This window comes from Alteromonas sp. AWM4_230, from assembly GCF_056158305.1.
This window is the reverse complement of sequence record NZ_JBSWTB010000001.1, coordinates 4,352,408-4,372,302: the sequence shown is the minus strand read 5'-3', so window position 1 is coordinate 4,372,302 and position 19,895 is coordinate 4,352,408. Positions and strand designations below refer to the sequence as shown.

12 protein-coding genes are annotated in these 19,895 nt (G+C 46.2%); 10 read left to right on the top strand and 2 right to left on the bottom strand.

Going from position 1 to position 19,895, the window contains the following annotated elements:
- The first annotated feature begins 263 nt into the window (after positions 1-263).
- From putA to ACXACS_RS18725, 6 genes are all read left to right on the top strand, one after another.
- Positions 264-4,061, top strand: a complete 3,798-nt coding sequence (gene putA / locus ACXACS_RS18750; RefSeq protein WP_474808867.1) for a bifunctional proline dehydrogenase/L-glutamate gamma-semialdehyde dehydrogenase PutA — start codon at positions 264-266, stop codon at positions 4,059-4,061.
- Positions 4,062-4,335: 274 nt separating this feature from the next.
- Entirely contained in the window at positions 4,336-5,784 is a 1,449-nt protein-coding gene (locus ACXACS_RS18745) for a TolC family protein (RefSeq protein WP_474808865.1), read from the top strand.
- Positions 5,781-7,283 (top strand): efflux RND transporter periplasmic adaptor subunit, encoded by a 1,503-nt coding sequence (locus tag ACXACS_RS18740; RefSeq protein WP_474808862.1) that lies wholly within the window; start codon positions 5,781-5,783, stop codon positions 7,281-7,283. Before ACXACS_RS18745 ends, ACXACS_RS18740 begins: the two co-directional genes overlap by 4 nt.
- Entirely contained in the window at positions 7,273-10,500 is a 3,228-nt protein-coding gene (locus ACXACS_RS18735; RefSeq protein WP_474808860.1) for an efflux RND transporter permease subunit, read from the top strand. Before ACXACS_RS18740 ends, ACXACS_RS18735 begins: the two co-directional genes overlap by 11 nt.
- Positions 10,472-11,212 carry a response regulator transcription factor gene (locus ACXACS_RS18730; RefSeq protein ID WP_474808859.1) on the top strand — a complete coding sequence of 247 codons (741 nt, stop codon included), beginning with the start codon at positions 10,472-10,474 and terminating at the stop codon, positions 11,210-11,212. Before ACXACS_RS18735 ends, ACXACS_RS18730 begins: the two co-directional genes overlap by 29 nt.
- The gene (locus ACXACS_RS18725) at positions 11,206-12,540 is read left to right on the top strand and encodes a sensor histidine kinase (RefSeq protein ID WP_474808857.1); all 1,335 of its coding nucleotides are present in this window, start codon (positions 11,206-11,208) and stop codon (positions 12,538-12,540) included. The genes ACXACS_RS18730 and ACXACS_RS18725 overlap by 7 nt, the downstream gene beginning before the upstream one ends.
- Positions 12,541-12,687: 147 nt before the next feature.
- Here ACXACS_RS18725 and ACXACS_RS18720 read toward each other — a convergent pair whose 3' ends face one another.
- The gene (locus ACXACS_RS18720) at positions 12,688-13,290 is read right to left on the bottom strand and encodes a TIGR04211 family SH3 domain-containing protein (protein ID WP_474808855.1); all 603 of its coding nucleotides are present in this window, start codon (positions 13,288-13,290) and stop codon (positions 12,688-12,690) included.
- Between the two features lie 172 nt (positions 13,291-13,462).
- Here ACXACS_RS18720 and ACXACS_RS18715 point away from each other — a divergent pair, with 172 nt between their 5' ends.
- On the top strand, positions 13,463-14,968 hold the full coding sequence (locus ACXACS_RS18715) for a CYTH domain-containing protein (protein ID WP_474808853.1): 1,506 nt from the start codon (positions 13,463-13,465) through the stop codon (positions 14,966-14,968).
- A 59-nt stretch (positions 14,969-15,027) separates the two neighbouring features.
- Entirely contained in the window at positions 15,028-16,107 is a 1,080-nt protein-coding gene (locus tag ACXACS_RS18710; RefSeq protein ID WP_474808851.1) for a helix-turn-helix domain-containing protein, read from the top strand.
- A gap of 28 nt (positions 16,108-16,135) precedes the next feature.
- Here ACXACS_RS18710 and mutH read toward each other — a convergent pair whose 3' ends face one another.
- A complete protein-coding gene (gene mutH, locus ACXACS_RS18705; protein ID WP_474808850.1) occupies positions 16,136-16,813 on the bottom strand; it encodes a DNA mismatch repair endonuclease MutH in 678 nt (225 codons plus the stop codon).
- A gap of 113 nt (positions 16,814-16,926) precedes the next feature.
- Here mutH and rppH point away from each other — a divergent pair, with 113 nt between their 5' ends.
- Together rppH and ptsP are read left to right on the top strand one after the other, a co-directional pair.
- Complete coding sequence (gene rppH / locus ACXACS_RS18700) at positions 16,927-17,469, top strand: RNA pyrophosphohydrolase (RefSeq protein WP_474808848.1); 543 nt, start codon at positions 16,927-16,929, stop codon at positions 17,467-17,469.
- Between the two features lie 133 nt (positions 17,470-17,602).
- The gene (gene ptsP / locus ACXACS_RS18695) at positions 17,603-19,894 is read left to right on the top strand and encodes a phosphoenolpyruvate--protein phosphotransferase (protein WP_474809334.1); all 2,292 of its coding nucleotides are present in this window, start codon (positions 17,603-17,605) and stop codon (positions 19,892-19,894) included.
- The last annotated feature ends 1 nt before the right edge of the window (position 19,895 follow it).

Sequence of the window (19,895 nt, the reverse complement as noted above, 5' to 3'; positions counted from 1 at the left end):
CATCTAACGCACTGAATACGTAGCTTGACAGAGAAATTGAAAAACTTTGCTGACGGGGCTTGGCAGGGCGCTTTTGTGTGCTACCATCCACGCAAATTTGGCTCTGTCGTGATCTTCATCCAAAAGTATAAAGTTAAAAGAATAACGATAGATCAACGCAGGGTTTCGACTTTGCTTGTTTTTTAGCCGCTTCCATGTAACCGTGGGCAGTCATACACGGCGGGAACGCTTTTTGTTACAGCTATTTCTATGAAAGGGTTGCAATGCTCATTAATGACACACTTCATACAACTTCACCCCTACGCCAGCGTATAAGAGACTACTATCGCATTAGTGAGTCGGTGGCTGTGGATCAAATTCTTCCTATCGCCGAGGTCAACCCGCGTGCACGAAGTCGTGCATGGGAACGCGCTCGCAAGATGGTACTTCAAATTCGTCGTGAACAAGAAGGTCACGGTGGCGTAGACGCACTCTTAAACGAGTACTCGTTGTCTACTGCCGAAGGCGTGGTATTGATGTGCTTGGCTGAAGCCCTTTTGCGTGTTCCAGATAAAGCCACTCAAGACGAGCTTATTCGTGACAAATTGTCTCAAGGTCAATGGACGCCACACCTTGGCAATTCAGAGTCGTTGTTTGTAAACGCATCTGCCTGGGGCTTGTTGTTCACTGGCAATATGGTGAACTATGCCGACAAGCGTAAGAAAGAACAGTTTGGTTTGTTAAAACAAACCCTTGGCCGCTTAGGTGAGCCGGTTATTCGCCGTGCAATGAACATTGCCATGCGCGTTATGGGCCGTCAGTTCGTTATGGGTGAAACCATTGAAGATGCGGTGGATCGCGCCAAAGAGAAAGAAACCAAAGGATATGTGTATTCTTACGATATGCTTGGTGAAGGCGCACGTACCATGCATGATGCTGAGCGCTACTACGATGCATACGTGAAAGCCATTAAAGTTATCGGTAAAGCGGCCAATGGTCGTGGGCCTAAGCGTTCACCGGGTATTTCGGTAAAACTTTCTGCTATTCATCCGCGCTTTGAATTTTCACATCGCGAACGCGCCATGGAAGAAATACCGCCGCGTTTAAAAGCACTGTGTATGATGGCGAAGGAATACGATATTGGTTTAACGGTAGATGCGGAAGAAGCCGACCGTCTTGAGCTTTCTTTAGACATCATCGAAGCAGTATTTCGCGACGAAGACTTAAACGGTTGGACGGGCTTTGGCTTGGCGGTGCAGGCTTACCAAAAGCGTGCAATCCATGTTATCGAACATTTGCGTGAGCTTACTCTCGAAGTAGGTCGACCGCTAATGGTGCGTTTGGTTAAAGGCGCATATTGGGATACTGAGATTAAGCTGACCCAACAGGCGGGTCTTGAAGAGTTCCCTGTGTTTACCCGTAAGTCTTCAACCGACGTGTCATACCACGCCTGTGCGAACCGCTTACTTGAGTACCGCGATACCATCTATCCGCAGTTTGCTACGCATAATGCTTACACAGCATCTGTTATTGTTGAGCTTGCTGGCGATGACAAAGAAGGCTTCGAGTTCCAGTGCCTGCACGGTATGGGTGATACGCTTTACGACCAGGTGGTAACCGAAGATAAAATTCAGTGTCGCGTGTACGCGCCAGTTGGTGAACACGAAGACCTCTTGGCCTACTTGGTGCGCCGTCTTCTTGAAAATGGTGCGAACTCTTCATTCGTGAATGCCATTGTTGATGATGAAAAGCCAGTTGAAGCTTTGCTTGAAGATCCTGTAGAGAAAACGCAGCGCTTGAAGGTGCGTTATAACAAGTTAATTAAAACGCCACGTGGGCTGTATGCGCCAGAGCGCGACAACTCGCGCGGTTTAGACCTTACCGACACTAATGCGGTAACAGCACTTAAACATGAACTTGAACGCTGGCAGGATTACTACAAGGCGAAAGGCGACATTCCTGCAGGCGCTACACCTGTTGTAAACCCTCTAGATCACAACGATATTGTGGGCTACCACCACTACGCAACGCCCGACGAAATGCGTAAAGCGTTAGATGACGCTGATGCAGGTTTTGATGCCTGGTCTAAGCGTGATGTAAGCGAACGCGCAGAGATCCTGAATCGTACGGCAGATGCGCTTGAGCGCCATATGGCTGAGCTTATTGCCATTTGTATGCGCGAAGCGGGTAAAGTTGCGCAAGACAGCATTGATGAAGTACGCGAAGCGGTAGACTTCTGTCGCTATTATGCAGTGCGCGCTGAAGAGCTTGCTGAAGACCAGCGCTTAAAGCCTCGTGGCGTAGTACTTTGTATTAGCCCATGGAACTTCCCATTGGCCATATTCCTTGGACAGGTTACAGCGGCATTAGCAACGGGCAATACGGTTATTGCTAAACCTGCTGAGCAAACCAGCATTGTTGCACAGCGTGCAATCGACATTATGCACTCAGTAGGCTTACCGGAAGATGCATTAAAGCTTATCGTATCGCCAGGTAAAGAAGTGGGTGAAACCTTATTGCCTGATGAGCGCATTAAAGCGGTAATGTTTACGGGCTCAACGCAAACGGGTACGTTGATTTCACAAGTGCTTGCAGAGCGCGGAGGCGAACAGGTACCGCTTATTGCAGAAACGGGCGGTCAAAACTGTATGATTGTCGATTCGACGGCACTGCCAGAGCAGGTTGTTGACGATGTCATTCGCTCAGGCTTCCAGAGTGCTGGTCAGCGCTGTTCTGCGCTTCGTGTGCTCTATGTACAAGAAGAGATTGCAGATGACCTTACTGAAATGCTTATTGGTGCAATGAAGGAGTTAACAGTAGGCGACCCCACGCAGCTAGCAACCGACGTGGGCCCTGTTATCGATGAGAAGGCACTTAAAAGCCTAACAGACCATCAAAAAGCAATGGAAGATAAAGCAAAGCTACTTTATCGCTCATCATTGCCTGAGCAATTCGAAAACGGTACCTTCTTCCCACCGACTTTGTATGAAATCAAGAACATTGATGTGTTGGAAAAGGAAGTATTCGGTCCAGTAGTTCATATTGTGCGCTTTAAGTCGAAAGAGCTTGATGGCGTACTAGAGCAAATTAACGGCACGGGCTATGGATTAACAATGGGTGTTCACTCGCGCATTGAAGAGCGTGCTAATGAAATTGCAGCAAAAAGTCGCGCAGGTAACGTTTATATTAACCGCGATATCATTGGCGCTATCGTGGGTGTTCAGCCGTTTGGTGGCCGTGGGCTATCTGGTACGGGTCCAAAAGCAGGTGGTCCTAACTATTTGTCTCGCTTGATGATGGAGCGTGCTACGCCTAAGCCTTCACATATTGACGATGTAGACGGTACTGATACTGCACTTGTAGGTGATGAAAAGATTGCCGAACGTGCACACGTTATGATGGATAGAGCAAAGGCAGTGGAAGTGCAGTGGCGTCATACGCCGTTGAACGACCGGATCTCTATGGTACGCCAACTTCTAGCGAAAATTGCGAAAGTAGACATTGTTGACGAGCTAGCCGACGACTTAAATCGTACGCTTGCGACGGCGCGTCAGCAGCTGATCAGCGTTGAGCGCAAGTTAGCAAAACCACAAGTTCTGCCGGGGCCAACAGGTGAGTCGAACAAACTTTACTTAGAGCCGCGCGGTATCTTGGTATGTTTTGCCGATAAAGAAGTAACCTTTGAATATTGGTTACTCTCTGTTGTAACAGCACTTTCAACCGGCAACCCTGTAGTGTCAGTTGTGTCTGAAATCTTCTATGATGAAGCCGTAGAAATTCAGAACAAATTTGAATCGACAGGCGCACCAAAAGGCTTATTCCAAGTAGCGCGCCTTGCCCACTTAGATACCCTGTTGATGGATGAAGATTTATCGGGTGTTGTAGTAGATTCGAGTACTGAACGTACGGCGAGAATCTCGGCCATGCTGTCTTCTCGTGAAGGGGCTATTTTGCCGGTAATTACCGCGGAATATAACGATAACCTTATTCAGCGTTTGATGACTGAAAAAACTATTAGTATTGATACAACGGCATCAGGCGGCAACACGTCGTTGATGACCTTAGTTGAAGATGATGAATAAGCGGTAGCGTTCGCTGCAAATAGCTAATTCATTAAATAGCTATTGTACCAATATCTTAGGCCAGCTTGACGCTGGCCTTTTTTATTTGACTTACTCTGGGCTTCATCTAAGCCTTTTCATGCCTTTCTCCTCTTTTTCTTATCCCTTTCTCATGCCTTAACCCTGCCTTAACCCTGCCTTAACCCTGCGTTTGTAATACTAGCGTCAGTTAATTTAAACAAGTTGCGTATAGGCCTTAAAAAGTAAGCTATGCGCCAAGCAATAGGCATAAGTAATGGGCAAGATAAAACTGACGGTAAATAGTATTACCCTTTGTATTTTATTGTCTGCATGCACAAGTACTGATGACAGAGCGTTAAGTGAATCAGCATCCCTTACAACGGGAAATGATGTTGTGTGGCAGTCCCAAGCGCAGCAACAAGTTTCAGCGCAAACCCTAGTGTTGAATTCAGACACTGGGTTAACCGACGTAATAGATCTCAATCAGCTTCCGCATTTAGCAGACTTTATTGAAGAGGCCCTGTCTTCCAATGCAAACCTGCAGCAGTCGCTAATTACACTTCGTAAAGCACAAGTTGCCATTGATAGTGCAAAAGCAGACAGAAACCTGAATGTGGACACAAGTTTCTCAGCATCAAAAAGTGAAACTACAGGCAGCAGTTCATCTACTAATACGGACGTAAATACAAGTGATCAGCTAAACAACCCAAGCTATAGCGCAAGTTTAAACGTTAGTTGGGAGCTCGATTTGTGGCAGAAAATTAGCGATGGCATAAGTGCTGCAAACTTAGATGCCGCGAGCGCCAGAGCCAGCTATCAATCGGCCAGAGATTCATTGGTTGCTAGCGTAATAAGAAGCTATATCGATGTACTTACTCAACAGCAATTACTAAATATCGAACAGGCTCGGTTATCGGTACTAGAAAACAACGAAGCAGTGATCTTAACGCGCTATCGCACCGGGCTTGGAAGCCTAGACGATTTAGATACCGCGCGTACAAGCAGTGCAAATACCCGAGCTTCTATTGCCCAGTATGAATATACTCTGTCATCAGCCAAGCGCACATTGGCAGTACTCCTAGGCAGGCAGGACCAATCGCTAAGCGAGCTTGATACGCAGGTGAATTTTCCAGATATCCTGTTGCCGCTTACTAATTTGCCAAAACAAGACCTTGCCCGCAGACCTGACCTTCAGGCGGCCTTCTACACGATACAAGCAACAGAGTTTGAAGTTGATGTGGCCTATAAAGCTTTACTGCCCAGTATTAGTTTATCGGCATCGCTATCTGATTCTGCCTCTACACCCTCACAAGCTTTGTTTACAAACCCTGTATGGACATTGCTTGGACAGATGACGGCACCTCTTTTTCAGGGAGGCGCATTGAGGGCCCAAGTAGAAGACGCAAAACTTACCGCAGCAAATGCTTGGTGGCAGTATCGCGAAACGCTATTAACTGCGGTGCAGGAAACCCAAAACGCACTGGATAATGAAACTGCCTACAGCGCGCGAATTGGCCATTCAAATGTGGCACTTGCTAATGCAGAGCGCAGTGTAGCTACCATTGAAGGTCAATATCGACAAGGTCTTGCTGATATCTTGGACTTACTTTCTGTGTATGACACGCACTTTGACTTACAAGCTCAAGCTGTTGAGCTTCACGCCCAAAAATTACAAAACCGAATTGACTTAGGTCTGGCTCTTGGCCTTGGAGTGTCGCAATGAGAAATAAACGAATTATCGTAACCTTAATCGCTGCTGCTAGTATTGCGCTGGCAGTCATGTATACCATGATGAACATGGGGGCTCAGCATCCTGGCGCTAGGCCGCAAGGGGCCTCTGAATCACCCCCGCCAGCTTCGCCATTACCCGATGATGCTGAGCAATTAAAAGGTGACGCTTCAACAATGAGACCAGCAGGTGGTGGAAGACCGTCAAGAGGTGACACGGCTGAAGGTACTAAGCTTCGTCCATCTAGGGGAAATGAGAATGAAGTAGCTAAAGAATCAGGTAAAAGGCCATCTGCAGATAGCCCTTCTTACCGAAGCCAAAAAGTAGAACAAAGTGCTGATTCTCAGCTAGCTCAAGTAGGGGTTATTAAGGTAACCGCCAACAGCTACAAGGCCAAAGTAAAGGGGTATGGTCAGGTAGTTCCTCAAGATAGCTTGAGCTTAGTCGCACAGGTTAGCGGGCAAGTTACTCACGTATCATCAACTTTTAAGACTGGCGCGTTAGTTGAAAGTAACACAGTTTTAGCGCGCATTGATGACACCAGCTATCAGCAGGCATTAGCAAGTGCCAATGCGACCTATCAGGCAGCTGTAGTAAGCCTAGAAGAAGAGCGCTTACAGGGAACACAAGCTAAAGATGAATGGACACGTTCGGGGCTTGAAGGCGAGCCGCTATCCGCGTTGGTTTTAAGAGAGCCACAGCTTAAAGCCGCGCAGGCGACCTTGGATGAAGCCGAGCAGTCGGTAAACTCAGCCAAGCGAGACTTGGCGTTTACCTCGTTACGTGCCCCTTTTAACGCATTGGTGGTTAATCGTGATATTGCGCAGGGAAGCTTTGTTCAGGCCGGCAGTGCTGTTGCAACACTTTATTCTACTGATGTTGCCGAAGTAGCGATAGGGCTGTCTCCAAGCCAATGGACTCAGTTACCTTCGGTTTCTGGAGCGCAGTTATCTAATGATACTCCTCTCAATTGGTCGGTAACGCTGACCGATACCACCACAGGTTATGAATGGAGTGCCAATATCGTCCGCGCTGAATGGCATCAAAGCGATACAACGCGCCAGCGCAACGCTATTGCGGTTATTGAAAAGCCATTAGATCAAGCAAATCCGCTTTTATTCGGCAGCTTTGTGCAGGCAGAAATTGAAGGAAGACAGCTCGAAAATGTATGGAAACTACCGGCTTCTGCCATTTCACAAAAACAAGAAGTATGGTTGGTAATGCCGGCCACTGGGCAGCTAGCGAAGTTTACTCCCTCAGTGCTTTTTGAAAGCGATGGCTATGCCTACATCACTCCACCTAAGGCGAGTGATATTACTGGCGACATTACCAATGAGTCTAGGAGCAATACGAGCAGTGAAGCCGAGCCGGAACTTGAAGGGGAAATTCGCCAAGCGATGGTCGTTGCGCGCCCTTTAAACAGTTACCTGATCAACACGAAAGTTAAGCCTGTTGTGGAAGGACAAACGGGAGGGCAAGCCAATGACAAATAACCGAAACGGCGGGCCTTTTGATGGCAGCGAAGAGCCTAAAAGTAATAGACATAATGGGAAAAGTCCTCGGGGAATTATCGCTTGGTTTGCACAAAATTCGGTGGCGGCCAATTTACTGATGGTCAGTCTTATCGTACTGGGTTTAGTTTCCATGAACGATATCCGCAAAGAGGCGTTTCCAAGCATGGAGCCACGCTTTGTTACCATATCGATGACATATGATAGCGGTGACCCCAAGCAAGCCGAAGAAGGCATTGCCATCAAAATTGAAACTGCGCTAGAGGCCATTCCCGGTATTAAACGAATTACGTCTACCTCAAATGCCAGCGGCGCCAGTGTGCAGGTAGAAAAGGAAACCGAATACGATTTAGACACGCTTTTCAACGACATCAAAACCGAAGTAGACAGTATTTCTAACTTCCCGTCAGATGCTGAAAACCCGGTTATCAGCAAAGCGCGCCGTCAAGAGCATGCTATTTGGGTGCAGCTTTATGGTGATGTCGACCACGCTACGCTGCAGTACTTGGGAGAGCAATTAGAGCGAGATTTACTGGCCAAAGAGGATATTCGGGAGGTCAGCGCGGGTAGTTTTGTTGACCCCATGATGTCTATTGAAATAGACGAGGGCAAGCTTCAGGCCTATGGTTTAACGCTATCTGATGTGGCAGATGCGGTAAACCAAGAGTCTAATACCGCCCTTACAACCAGTTTGCGTAACAAAGAAAAAGTAATTCGGTTAAAAGCCTCTGAGCAGTCTTACTGGGCGAAAGATTTTGCTGACATCCCCCTTATTGCCGATACCAGTGGCGTAATACTTTCTGTTGGCGATGTGGCGACGGTACGCGATACTTTTGCCGATGACAGCTATCACTTGTCTCGTTACAACGGAACCAATGGATATGGTATTCAGGTGCTAATGGATGAATATGGCGACGTAACGAAAATGGTGCAACAGGCCCACGAGGTAGTAGATGCGTGGCACGATAAAGGTTTACTACCTCAAGGTGTCGAACTCGAAACCTGGTATGACAAAAGCACGCTCATTACCGAGCGCTTGGAATTGCTTACCAGTAACGCACTAATGGGCATTGTGTTGGTGTTTGTTACCCTTGCTGTGTTTCTTAATTTGCGTGTGGCATTTTGGGTGGCGGCTGGCTTGCCGTTTATTTTCTTCGGCACCTTGTACTTCATGACCGATAGCTACACGGGAATGACGCTAAACGAGATGACCACGTTCGGCTTTATAATGGCACTTGGCATAGTGGTAGACGATGCCGTAGTGGTAGGAGAGAGCGTTTACGCCACGCGAAAACAGCACGGTGATACGTTGCATAATACCATTTTAGGTACGCATAAAGTGGCGGTGCCCACACTGTTTGGGGTGTTGACAACGGTGGCAACCTTCTTCGCGCTATCGAACGTATCGGGCGGCTTAGGTACCTTGTACTCGCAGTTTGGCACTATTGTTACTTTGTGTTTACTGCTTTCGGTGGTGGAATCAAAGCTAATTCTACCGTCGCATTTAGCCCACCTTCCAACCAAACAGAAAACCCGAAAGGGGATAGGCGGCATGTGGAACAAAGTGCAGCAAAAAGCAGATGGTGGACTTCAATGGTTTAACTACCGAGTCTATCAACGCATGTTGAAGGTCACGGTAGCCTACCGCTATGCAGCCGTTTTATTGTTTATCGCGCTTTTCGTCATCGTTGTTAGTTTACCGCTAACGGGCGCAGTACGAGTAAGCTTTTTCCCCAGCATGCAAGGTGATACTGTTTCGGCGAATATGTCCCTTTACAGCGATGCTAGCTACGGGCAAAACGAACGCAACTTAATGCTGCTAGAGAAAAATGCGCTTGAAGCAGATCGCCAACTAACCGAAGAAAATGGCGTAGATCAAAGCGGGATTAGTAGTTTACAGGTTACGGCAAGTGGCGATCAAAGCGGCACAATCACCATATCACTTGATGAAGACTCGCCTTATTCTTTGGATGAGTTGTCTGCACGCTGGAATGCCTTAACTGGCAGTTTAGAAGGCGTAAAAAGCTTAAAGATACGCTCTCGACGAGAAATGGTCGACGGGTTCAATGTTGAAATAAAAAGCATTAACGACGATACCTTAACGGCGGCGAATGACGCTTTTGTTCAAGTGCTTAACAATATTGATGGCGTATATGCAGTAGAAAGCTCGCTTACACCCGGCGAAGCCATGATGAGCTTTGAACTTACTCCCGAAGGACGAGCCTTGGGATTAAATACCCAAAGCTTATCGCAGCAGCTGTTAAAAGCGTTCGGTGGAGAAATTGTTCAGCGCTACCTGCGCGATAAAAACGAAGTGAAAGTGCGGGTACGTTACCCTGAAAAGGATAGGATGAACCCGTCAGATGTAATGAATACCCAGGTGCGCCTGGATGATGGCACAGTGGTACCAATTTCCGTAGTGGCGAATGTTATTCAAGATGTACAAGAAAAACAGGTAGTACGTATTGATGGATTGCGCGCTTTAACGGTAAGTGCCTCGGTGGATAGCGATGTTATTACTTCTACAGAATTGGTTAACTATCTCAATAGTGATTTTGTACCCCAGTTAGAACGTCAATACCAAGACTTATCGCTTTATTTTGCCGGTGAAGCCGAGCAGCAAGCGGAAACGCAAAGCTCAATGCAGAGCGTGTTCATACTTGCTTTATTGTCTATTTTTGCATTATTAGCGATACCGCTTAAATCCTATGTGCAGCCGCTCATTATAATGACTGCAATTCCCTTTGGTATTGTGGGAGCCATTCTTGGGCACTGGTCAAATGACCTTATGATAAGCCTACTGTCGTTAAACGGCATATTGGCGCTTAGCGGCGTAGTGGTAAACGATAGCTTGTTATTGGTCTCGCGATTTAATGCGTTACGTGAAAATGGCATGCCTGCGCATGCGGCGGTTATTGAAGCGTGCACCAGTCGCTTACGTGCTGTGCTTTTAACTTCAATTACTACCTTTGTAGGTTTATACCCCATATTAGGGGAAACCTCGGTACAGGCGCAGTTCCTAATTCCGGCGGCTGCCTCATTGGGTTACGGTATTTTGTTCGCCACTCTTATCACGCTTTTATTAATTCCGGCATTGCTGTTAATTTATGAAGATGTAAGCCGTTTAATGGCAAAGTATTTGGTAAAACCTTTAACGGAGAGTACGGTTAATGATCCGCGTGTTACTAGTGGAAGATGATATGGGCCTAGCCGGCAATATCATTGACTATTTAGAGCTTGAAGATATGGTGTGCGACCACGCTGCTAATGGCGTGGCAGCACTAACATTTATGCAAACTAATCCGTATGACGTTGTGGTCTTAGACATCAATTTACCAAGACTTGATGGCTTAAGCGTATGCGAAAAAGTGCGCGGTGACGGCAACGATACACCTATCATTATGCTAACGGCCCGTGACCAGCTAGAAAATAAGCTCGAAGGGTTCCAAAAGGGTGCTGATGATTATTTAGTAAAACCCTTTGATATGCCTGAACTGGTAGCACGAGTTTCCGTGTTGGCGCACAGGCGCTCATCGCAAGTGAAAAGGCTAAACTTCGGTAATATGAGCTTAGAATTAGGTAGTGAAGTGGCAAGTGTTGATAACACGCCAATTAAGCTAAGTCCTACTGGCTTTACCTTGCTAAAATCCTTATTGCAGCAGCAAGGAAAGGTTATGCCACGGGAGCGTTTACTCAATGCGGTGTGGGGGGAGGACGCGCCCGAAAGTAATGCGCTAAAAGTCCACCTTCACAATTTGCGCAAATCGTTGGCTCAAGCTAAGGCAAACATAGAAATTAAAGCCGTACCAGGCGCAGGTTTTTGTGCTGCGCTAAAAAGTGACCAAACGTCGAGCGAGGGCTTTGATAATACATTGTCGTCAAATAAAAGTAAGGACACTGACCAATGGTAAACGGCCTTCGCATCAGCTTAAGACGCTATGTCTTATGGTCGTTACTAAGTTTAGCGACAATAGTTATTGTGCTGTTTTCTATACAAAGTAGCGATAGCTTTTTTGATGGTATGGACGGCATGCTCAGAAATACCATGGTTCGGGCGGCACAAAGTGCAGAGCTTGATAAAAGTAATCATGCGCAGATCCTCGATTTACATGTTTATGCTCATTACAATGACTTGCCTGATGAAGTGAAGCAAAGCTTTTCCAAAGAGCGCTTTGAGCCATATATCCTATTAAAAGATATCAACAAGCCAGATTGGTTTTCTCGCCCAGTTTCGGCGCACTTTGCTGTGTTGGTCCCTCTGGATGATGGAAGGCTTCGATACGTTTCCCAAGTGTTCCGAGCGCCGCCCTCAGATGGTCAAAAGCACTTTAGAATTAACCATGTTATCTACAGTGCTATTGTAGGTTTTGTCGCACTTATTTCCTTTTCTGTCGCACTACTATTTTTAATGCGCAGCGTGTCTCGTCCTATAGAATCATTACAACGCTGGGCAGCCTCTCTTGATGAGAAAGAGCTCGATAAGCCTATTCCTGAGTTTCGCTACAAAGAGCTTAACGCGCTTGCGGCGATAATTCACGGTAGCTTGCAAAACGTACGTACTACGCTTAACCGAGAGCGGGAGTTTGTTAATCATGCCAGCCATGAGCTTAGAACGCCTATTGCCGTTATTAGAAGCAGTGCGGCTTTGCTGCATAGAGTGATAGATAGTGAGAATACCAAAGGCAACAACGCTCTAGCGCGGGTGGACCATGCCTCAAAAACCATGGCGGATTTGACAGAAACATTACTGTGGTTAGGAAGAAATGAAGAGACTGCGCTGCCTAAAGAAAAAGTGAATCTAAAAGCTATGGTTGAGGCACTTAGCCAAGACTTAATGTATTTGCTGTCAGGCAAAAATGTGAATGTGCAATTGTACCTGAATGAGTGTGAATTGATGCTGCCTAAAACCGCAAGCGAAATAGTGATTGGAAACGTAATTCGAAACGCTTACCAGCATACCCAGCAAGGTAACGTCACTATCACGCTTTCAGGTGCAACGCTTACCGTACTTAATGAAGAAGGTGGCATTGAGCAAAACGAAAGTGCCTCATTATCGGTAACGCCAAATAGTGAGTTAGATGGCGGTTTTGGAATAGGCTTAAAGCTTATCGATAAGCTATGTACGAAGTTGGAATGGGGTTATTCACACAAGAAGGTCATTGCTCGCGATACACCGAGTAACCGAGAATATATGGACTCTGTGGCGAAGGGGTATAGTGTTGTGCTTGAGCTGCAGTAGCCTGCAAACAGGGCAGAGTTAATATACTATTATTGCTGGACTGTTCTTAGAAAGATTGTATTAGACCCTCTAAATGCATCTACAAAAAACGCCGATGTTTAACATCGGCGTTTTTTTCTGTTTAAGCATTTTTTATAAATGCTAGCACTACATCCATTCGCTGTTTCTACGTTTGCGCTTAGGAAGGTAAGTGAGCATTACACCAAGCAATATCCCCACGCCTGCCACTATGCCACCGCGCGTAAACCAAGTAACAAGCTCATCTTTATTCGCGCTTTCAACCTTGGCGGTTAAACGAATGATTTGAGACGCTTGTTCGTCGTTTGTAGTGGTAAGTTTAGACACCTTTTGACGAGCATCGTTAAGCTGCTGACGAAGTCTGGCGTTTTCTGACTGTGCAGCTTGCAGACCACTTTGGCTCTCAGCAAGCTTCTCACTAACTATAGGCAACTGCTCTGCCTGCGACATTGTGTTAGACACAAATTTACTTTCCACCCAGCCTTTACGTCCTTCATCGTCGGTAATCTGCGTGAATTCAGCATCATTGTCGCGCGAAATTACCGTAATAGGGGTGCCAGCTTCAATTGAACCTAGGATACGATAGTTACGACCAGGTCCAGTATGCATAAAGATAAACAAGTCATCTCTTATGTAGTGCGAAGAAGACGCTTCTAAATCAGCGGTATCTTGTAGCGAAAATGCTTGAAAAGAGCATGCAATAAGGGCTGCTGCTAACCACTTTCGAATCATATGGAGTCCAATTTTAGAATTTAAAACGTGAAGATGGTATTGGTTGACCGCGATAAAGGCAAGTTTGTTCCACTTTTGTCTAATTTAAGCGACTTGTTTAACAGCAGCAACATTGCGAAAAGTGATCGACAAGGGTAAGGTGTCAGCATCATAAGCTGTGCTTAGCGCAACCATGTCAGAAATAGAATTAAAATTTGTAACGGGTGACAATGCTCACCAGGCGTTTACCCAACGTGTACTCCCTCTTTTTGAAAAACACAATATCCAGGTTAACTCTCATCGCGAAATGCGCTTAGAGAACGATTATTACGATACGGATCAGCTCGATTTTCAAAACAATAAAATGGGCTTTCGAGTACGTGGTAATAATGGCGAGTACGAACAAACCTTAAAAACCAACGGTGTAGTAAGCGGTGGCTTGCACAAACGCATGGAATATAACGTAAGTCTTGATAACGCAAGGCCGGATCTCACGTTATTCGAGTCGAATGTGTGGCCCGAAGGTTGGGACATTACAACAAAGAATGCGAGCCTTTCTAAACAGTTTAGTACACACTTTACGCGCAATGCCTATGTGGTTGCTTTAGGCGATAGCCAAGTTGAAATTGTCTTAGACTGCGGTCAAGCTAGTACGGATAAAGCCAACTCCCCCATCAATGAGATTGAGCTTGAATTGATGTCAGGTGACATCAACAGTCTGTTTTCGTTGGCTGTGCTTATAAACGACAATATGCCGGTGCGACTAAGCGATGTATCAAAAGCCGCTCAGGGCTATCAGTTGCTACACGGCTTTAACGCTAAAGTTCGCCACCTACCAGACTTTCTAGCCCTTGAAGAGACCACCACCACAGAAGAGGCATTCGGCCAAGCAGTGCAAACCGCTTTGGCACATTGGCAGCATCACGAGCATGTCTTCTGCGAGAGTGGCTCTATAAAAACGCTGGCTGAGGTTGCTAAAAGCGTTAGGTTGCTACTGCAGAGTGTGTCGCTTTATCTACCCGTATTGCAGTGCCCAGAGCTATTAGCCTTGCACAAAAAACTGGTAACCCATGCGCAAAAGTGGGGCTGGCAAGATGATTTACAAAGTTTGCGCTATTTGCTCTCTAAAAAGAGCATGTTTAACAAAACCTTAAGCAAGCACCCAGCGGTAGTAAGCTACCTGCAAGGGCGCCAGACAGGTTTAATGCAGGCCCATGAGCCTGAAAAACTATTTTTCGACAATGATGCTACAGACATTAAGCTTCACGCTATAAGTCTTATACAGAATAAGCCTTGGCAAAAGGTAGCAACGGGGTTTGATCACCCTGTACTTGACCATGCAAAAGGATGGTTATCGCAAGGGTGGCAAACCGTGCAGCAGAGTATGCCCCTCAATAAAACCATGGGGCCAGCTAATTACAGTGCAGCGGAAATAATGCTAAGACAAACCCTGTGGAGTGGTTTTTTGCTTGGTGACCTATTTGTTGAAGAGCGAGGTAACTTTCGTGCGCCTTGGTTAGATTTACTTACTGGCATTGATGAATTAAACGCATTGCTCATGCTGAAGCAATCAATAGACGATGCGGAAGTGGACTCTCACGATGAGGTACGCAAATGGACAGCAGAGAAACTCAGTACGTTAATTCGAATTATGGAGCGAACGCGCACTGTGGCTATGCAACGTGAAATCTACTGGTAACCCATGTCGGTGGACACGTATTGCGTTAGCAAATTTTATCTCAGGGAAGGAGGACGCTGATGACTTCAAGCTACTATGATTATTTTCTTTATTCGCTACTAGGCGTTTATATTTTCTGTTTTGCGCGTCTGTTCGTTCAAAAAGTAAACTTAACCAGCATGCGCTGGCTAGTTGGTGCCTTTATCTGCTGGCCACTATTTATGCTAGATGAATGGCTGCGAATAGCACAAGCGAGCTCATTAGCTATCTTGTATGGTTTATCAGATGTATTTGCCGTCATCGCAATTACTTGTTGTTATCGTGCCATAAAGCCCATGTTATTGGCTTATCCTACGGCAAGAAAGCGGCTATGGTGGCCTGCCGTGGTAACGGCAATTTTTCAATGTACCGTTTTACTTATTCCAGTGGGTGACAAACAACAATGGCTTTCATCGTCGCCGAGCGGCGAGCCTTTATTGCTATGGCCAGCCTATTGTGCCTCGCTACTTACAGGCTTTAGTGTATTGCTCATTGGTATTCTTATTACCGAACACATTCAAATGTACCACCGACATTTACCTGAGCAGGCGGTGGACATTAAAAACTTAAAAATGCCTAAGCTTGCCGGAGTAATGGGAAGCTTGGTCGGTGTTGCCTTTATGAGTATTTTACTTGTTACCGCCGCAACCTTTGGTTTTTTCCCCGTACCTTTTTGGGAAAGCTTTCATCACTTAATGATTGGCTGTGCACTGTTAGTGGTATTGTTTTCACTAACCTTTATTCGCCGAACAGCGCCGTCGCCATTGAACTACGAGCGACTGGACGAAGGCAAAGCCACACCGTATGAAATAAGCAGTATTATTTCTAAAGCAGAACGCTATACCATTGAGTCAAAAGCCTATAAAACCCGTTTCCTTACGCTAAGTGAGTTTTGCAAAGGGGCTGATATCGACCCTACATCTTTGGCTATTGCGCTTCAGCTTACTGAAAAGAAAAACTTTAGGCGGTTTATATTTCACTACCGCCTGGAGTATGCGAAAAAAGTGCTGCTCCATAGCGATGCTAAATTAGAGGCTGTAGCAAAACGACTAGGCGTTAATTCAGAAAAGTTCTTAAGCGAATACCTTGTTAAACATTTGAATGCTGCTCCTACGAAGTGAAAAACATTTTCTTTTCGTACAGCTTACTTCAAACACCAAATGCATTGCGCAGTATTTGATGGGTGAAGGTCTTGCGCAGATAAAAGCCTCTAGGGCGAGTTTTAACACGTTGGCCCTCTGGCCCTAGCGCATCGGTAAGCACCTTACCGTTGGCCGCTTTAGGTCTAATATGAAGCGCCTCTCCTTGTCGAGAGGTAATCGATTCCACCTGTCCCGTGGCAATTTGTTCTACCAATTCTTCCCAATCGTGTCTAAGCATGGCGTCTTCATGCTCATTTGGTCGCCAGTAAAACCCCGTAGCTACCCGACGATGCGCTAAAGGAATGGCTCTGTCACCTTCAATGGGTAGCCACAACACCTGCTGTAGCTTGTTTCGCACATTGGATGTTTCCCACGTGATACCCGGCGCCATCAAAAGGGGCGCAAAACAGACATACGTGGTTTCCAGTGGGGAAAAATTAGCATCGATGGGTATGGTTTTAAGTTCTATACCTAACTCGGGGAAGTCCTGTTGAGGCTTTGAACCTGCACTGGCGCCAAGCCATTTTTCAATAAGCATGCCTGGCCATCCTTTGTGACGCTGCAAATTGGCTGGGATGGCAACATTGGCCATGTCAGCTAACTCTCCTAAGGTTAAACCTGCAATAGCGTGACACCGCGCTAAAAGACTATCTGGCGAAGATGGAGGCGATGAAGGAGGCTGCATAAAAAGTGGTTAATTTCCTGTTTGAAAGCGAAGGCGAACATTAAGACTATGATTGGAGCATAGTTTGTGGAAGAATGAAAACATATACAAGTATAGTGTGCCCGGGAGTCTATGTGATAGATGCCGATGGATTCCGTGCGAATGTGGGCATAGTGATTTGCAACAAAATGGGTCAAGTATTTTGGGCAAGACGTTATGGTCAACATTCATGGCAGTTCCCTCAAGGCGGAATTGATGAAGGGGAATCTGCTGAACAAGCTATGTACCGCGAGCTTCACGAAGAAGTAGGACTGACACCGAAAGATGTCACCATTTTAAGTGTTACCCGTAACTGGCTTAGATATAAGCTACCAAAGCGATTAATTCGACAAGGCAGCAACCCTGTTTGTATAGGGCAAAAACAAAAGTGGTTCTTGTTGCAGCTAGACTGCAACGAGCGCGACGTTAATGTGCTTAAAACAGGCCATCCTGAATTTGATGACTGGAGGTGGGTAAGTTACTGGTATCCCATTAGAAATGTTGTATCGTTTAAGCGAGATGTATACAGACGAGTAATGAAAGAGTTCTCGCCTGTAGTAATATCTGCGCAACATCGACCTCAACAGCGCCAAAATGTAGCCCCGCACAAGCGTGGTAAAAAACGCAGGCGCGGTTAAGCCGCTAATGGAAAAAGTGTAAAGGGGCAGAGATGTTAAAGGTGTTAGAGGCAGCGATGTGCAACAGTAAGCGACGAGCAAACTGCAATTACACAAGGATAAACCGGTGAGCCCTCAGAGCCAACAAGGCGCAATGTTAACTACATTAAAACGTATCGTGCAGGAAATGAATCAAATTCCTGCACTTGATACCGCGTTGTTTAGGCTAGCTTCACGTGTAAAGCATACGCTTAGTGTTGACTCATGTTCTATTTACCTTGCCGATTACGATACGCAAGAATTTATCCTTAAAGCCACTGACGGCCTTCACCCCGATGCGGTAGAACAAGTTCGCATTGGTTTTTCGGAAGGTCTTATCGGTTTAGTTGGTCAACGGGAAGAACCGCTTAATATCGTAAACGCGCACAACCATCCTAGATTCAAACACTATCCCGAAGTAAAAGAAGAAAAGTATAATGCTTTTTTAGGTACGCCCATTATCAATCAAAGGCGCGTACTGGGTGTTATCACACTTCAGCAATCTCAGATGCGACGCTTTAGCGAAGATGAAGAGGCGTTTTTGGTTACCCTCGCTGCACAGTTAGCGCTAGAGATCACTAATGCTGATATACGCGGTGCTTTAACTCTCTCTAACTCCACCGACAACATTGCTCGGCAAAAAAATGTGCGTGGCATTGCAGGCTCGCCTGGTTTAGCTATAGGTAAAGGGGTCTCACCCGATAAGTCTATCAACCTCAAAAACTGGGTGGTTAAGCGCACTCAATCACCACAAACGCAAATTCAGCTTTACCGCAAAGGTGTTGAGGTAACACGAGGCCATGTTGACGCCCTGTCTCAGCGATTGGATGACGGAATCCCCGACGACGTTAAATCAATTTTTCAGCTCTATCATCACCTTTTAGATGCCAATAGTTTAGGGCGTGAGGTAGAAGAAAAAATTCGCCAAGGTTGGGACGCTGCCTCGTCGTTGAAAATGGTAGTCGAAAGCTACGCAGCCCGTTTTCAGGCTATGGACGACCCTTACATGCAAGAGCGTGCTATTGATATTGTCGATTTATCAGATCGTATATTAGCCAATATTTTGTATGAAGCGAACGGACAAAAAGTTTCTGAGCAGGTTATTACTGAGGCAAGTATTTTAGTCGCTGATGAAGTGTCAGCCCCCATGCTTGCTGAGTTTCCGCGAGATAAGCTCAAAGGCATTATCTCTATTCGGGGCTCGAACAACTCTCACGCAGCCATATTAGCAAGGGCTATGGGCGTGCCTGCCGTAATGGGCTGTCAAAACGTTACACCAGCGCTACTTGAAGACAAAGAAATACTGCTTGATGGCTATTCTGGGGAAGTCATTATTTCGCCAGAGCGCAACATTAAGACCGAATTTATTCAGCTTATTGAAGAAGAGTCGGCCATTGCGGATAAAATCGACGCAGAGGCGGATAAACCGTGTGAAAGCGTTGATGGTTGCAGAATGTCCTTATACATCAACGCGGGCCTTTCTGCTGAAGTAGAGCTAAACGCCGAGCAGATTGGGGCTGGCGTGGGTTTATACCGCACCGAAATTCCCTTTATGCTGCGTGAGCGATTCCCTTCGGAACAAGAGCAGGTAAAGCTGTATCGCCAAGTCCTTGAGGCTGCGCCGTCGTTACCCATCACCATGCGTACTTTGGATGTGGGAGGCGATAAGCCGCTACCCTATTTTCCTATTAACGAAGAGAACCCGTTTTTAGGCTGGCGAGGTATTCGACTTACCCTTGATCATCCCGAAATATTCTTGGTTCAAGTTCGCGCTATGCTTCGGGCAAGCGTAGGGCTAAGCAACCTGCAAATTATGCTGCCCATGATATCTACGGTATCTGAAGTGCAGGAGTCTAAGCGTCTTATCAATCAGGCGTTTTATGAGATATCTGACGAAATTGCAGAATCAGGGCAAACCCTTAATAAACCAAAACTAGGCATTATGCTTGAAGTGCCATCGGTACTTTATCAACTACCTCAGCTCGCCAAGCATGTTGATTTCTTTTCAGTTGGCAGCAATGACTTAACCCAATACTTATTAGCAGTCGATAGAAACAATACGCGGGTGGCTGGGCTTTACAATAGCTATCATCCAGCCGTACTAGGCGCGCTTTACGATGTGGTTCAAAAAGCTAACCAAAATCAAGTGCCCGTGACTATCTGCGGTGAAATTGCGGGGGAGCCAGCAGGGGCACTGCTGCTAATGGGAATGGGTTATCGCCGTTTGAGTATGAATGGTTTCAATTTAAGAAAGATAAACTGGCTTATTCGAAAAGTAACGCTTGATGAGTGTAAGCAGTTACTTTCACTAGCGCTAACTTCTGTTAGCCAAGAAGAAGTTTTTGTGCACTTGAATCAGTATCTTGAAACTAAGGGCCTAGGAGGCCTTATCCGAGCAGGTGCTTAAA

Excerpts from the sequence above, each read along its gene's own strand:
- putA (WP_474808867.1), top strand. The coding sequence starts at position 264 with ATGCTCATTAATGACACACTTCATACAACTTCACCCCTACGCCAGCGT.
- ACXACS_RS18745 (WP_474808865.1), top strand. The coding sequence starts at position 4,336 with ATGGGCAAGATAAAACTGACGGTAAATAGTATTACCCTTTGTATTTTA.
- ACXACS_RS18740 (WP_474808862.1), top strand. The coding sequence starts at position 5,781 with ATGAGAAATAAACGAATTATCGTAACCTTAATCGCTGCTGCTAGTATT.
- ACXACS_RS18735 (WP_474808860.1), top strand. The coding sequence starts at position 7,273 with ATGACAAATAACCGAAACGGCGGGCCTTTTGATGGCAGCGAAGAGCCT.
- ACXACS_RS18730 (WP_474808859.1), top strand. The coding sequence starts at position 10,472 with ATGATCCGCGTGTTACTAGTGGAAGATGATATGGGCCTAGCCGGCAAT.
- ACXACS_RS18725 (WP_474808857.1), top strand. The coding sequence starts at position 11,206 with ATGGTAAACGGCCTTCGCATCAGCTTAAGACGCTATGTCTTATGGTCG.
- ACXACS_RS18720 (WP_474808855.1), bottom strand. The coding sequence starts at position 13,290 with ATGATTCGAAAGTGGTTAGCAGCAGCCCTTATTGCATGCTCTTTTCAA.
- ACXACS_RS18715 (WP_474808853.1), top strand. The coding sequence starts at position 13,463 with ATGTCAGAAATAGAATTAAAATTTGTAACGGGTGACAATGCTCACCAG.
- ACXACS_RS18710 (WP_474808851.1), top strand. The coding sequence starts at position 15,028 with ATGACTTCAAGCTACTATGATTATTTTCTTTATTCGCTACTAGGCGTT.
- mutH (WP_474808850.1), bottom strand. The coding sequence starts at position 16,813 with ATGCAGCCTCCTTCATCGCCTCCATCTTCGCCAGATAGTCTTTTAGCG.
- ptsP (WP_474809334.1), top strand. The coding sequence starts at position 17,603 with ATGTTAACTACATTAAAACGTATCGTGCAGGAAATGAATCAAATTCCT.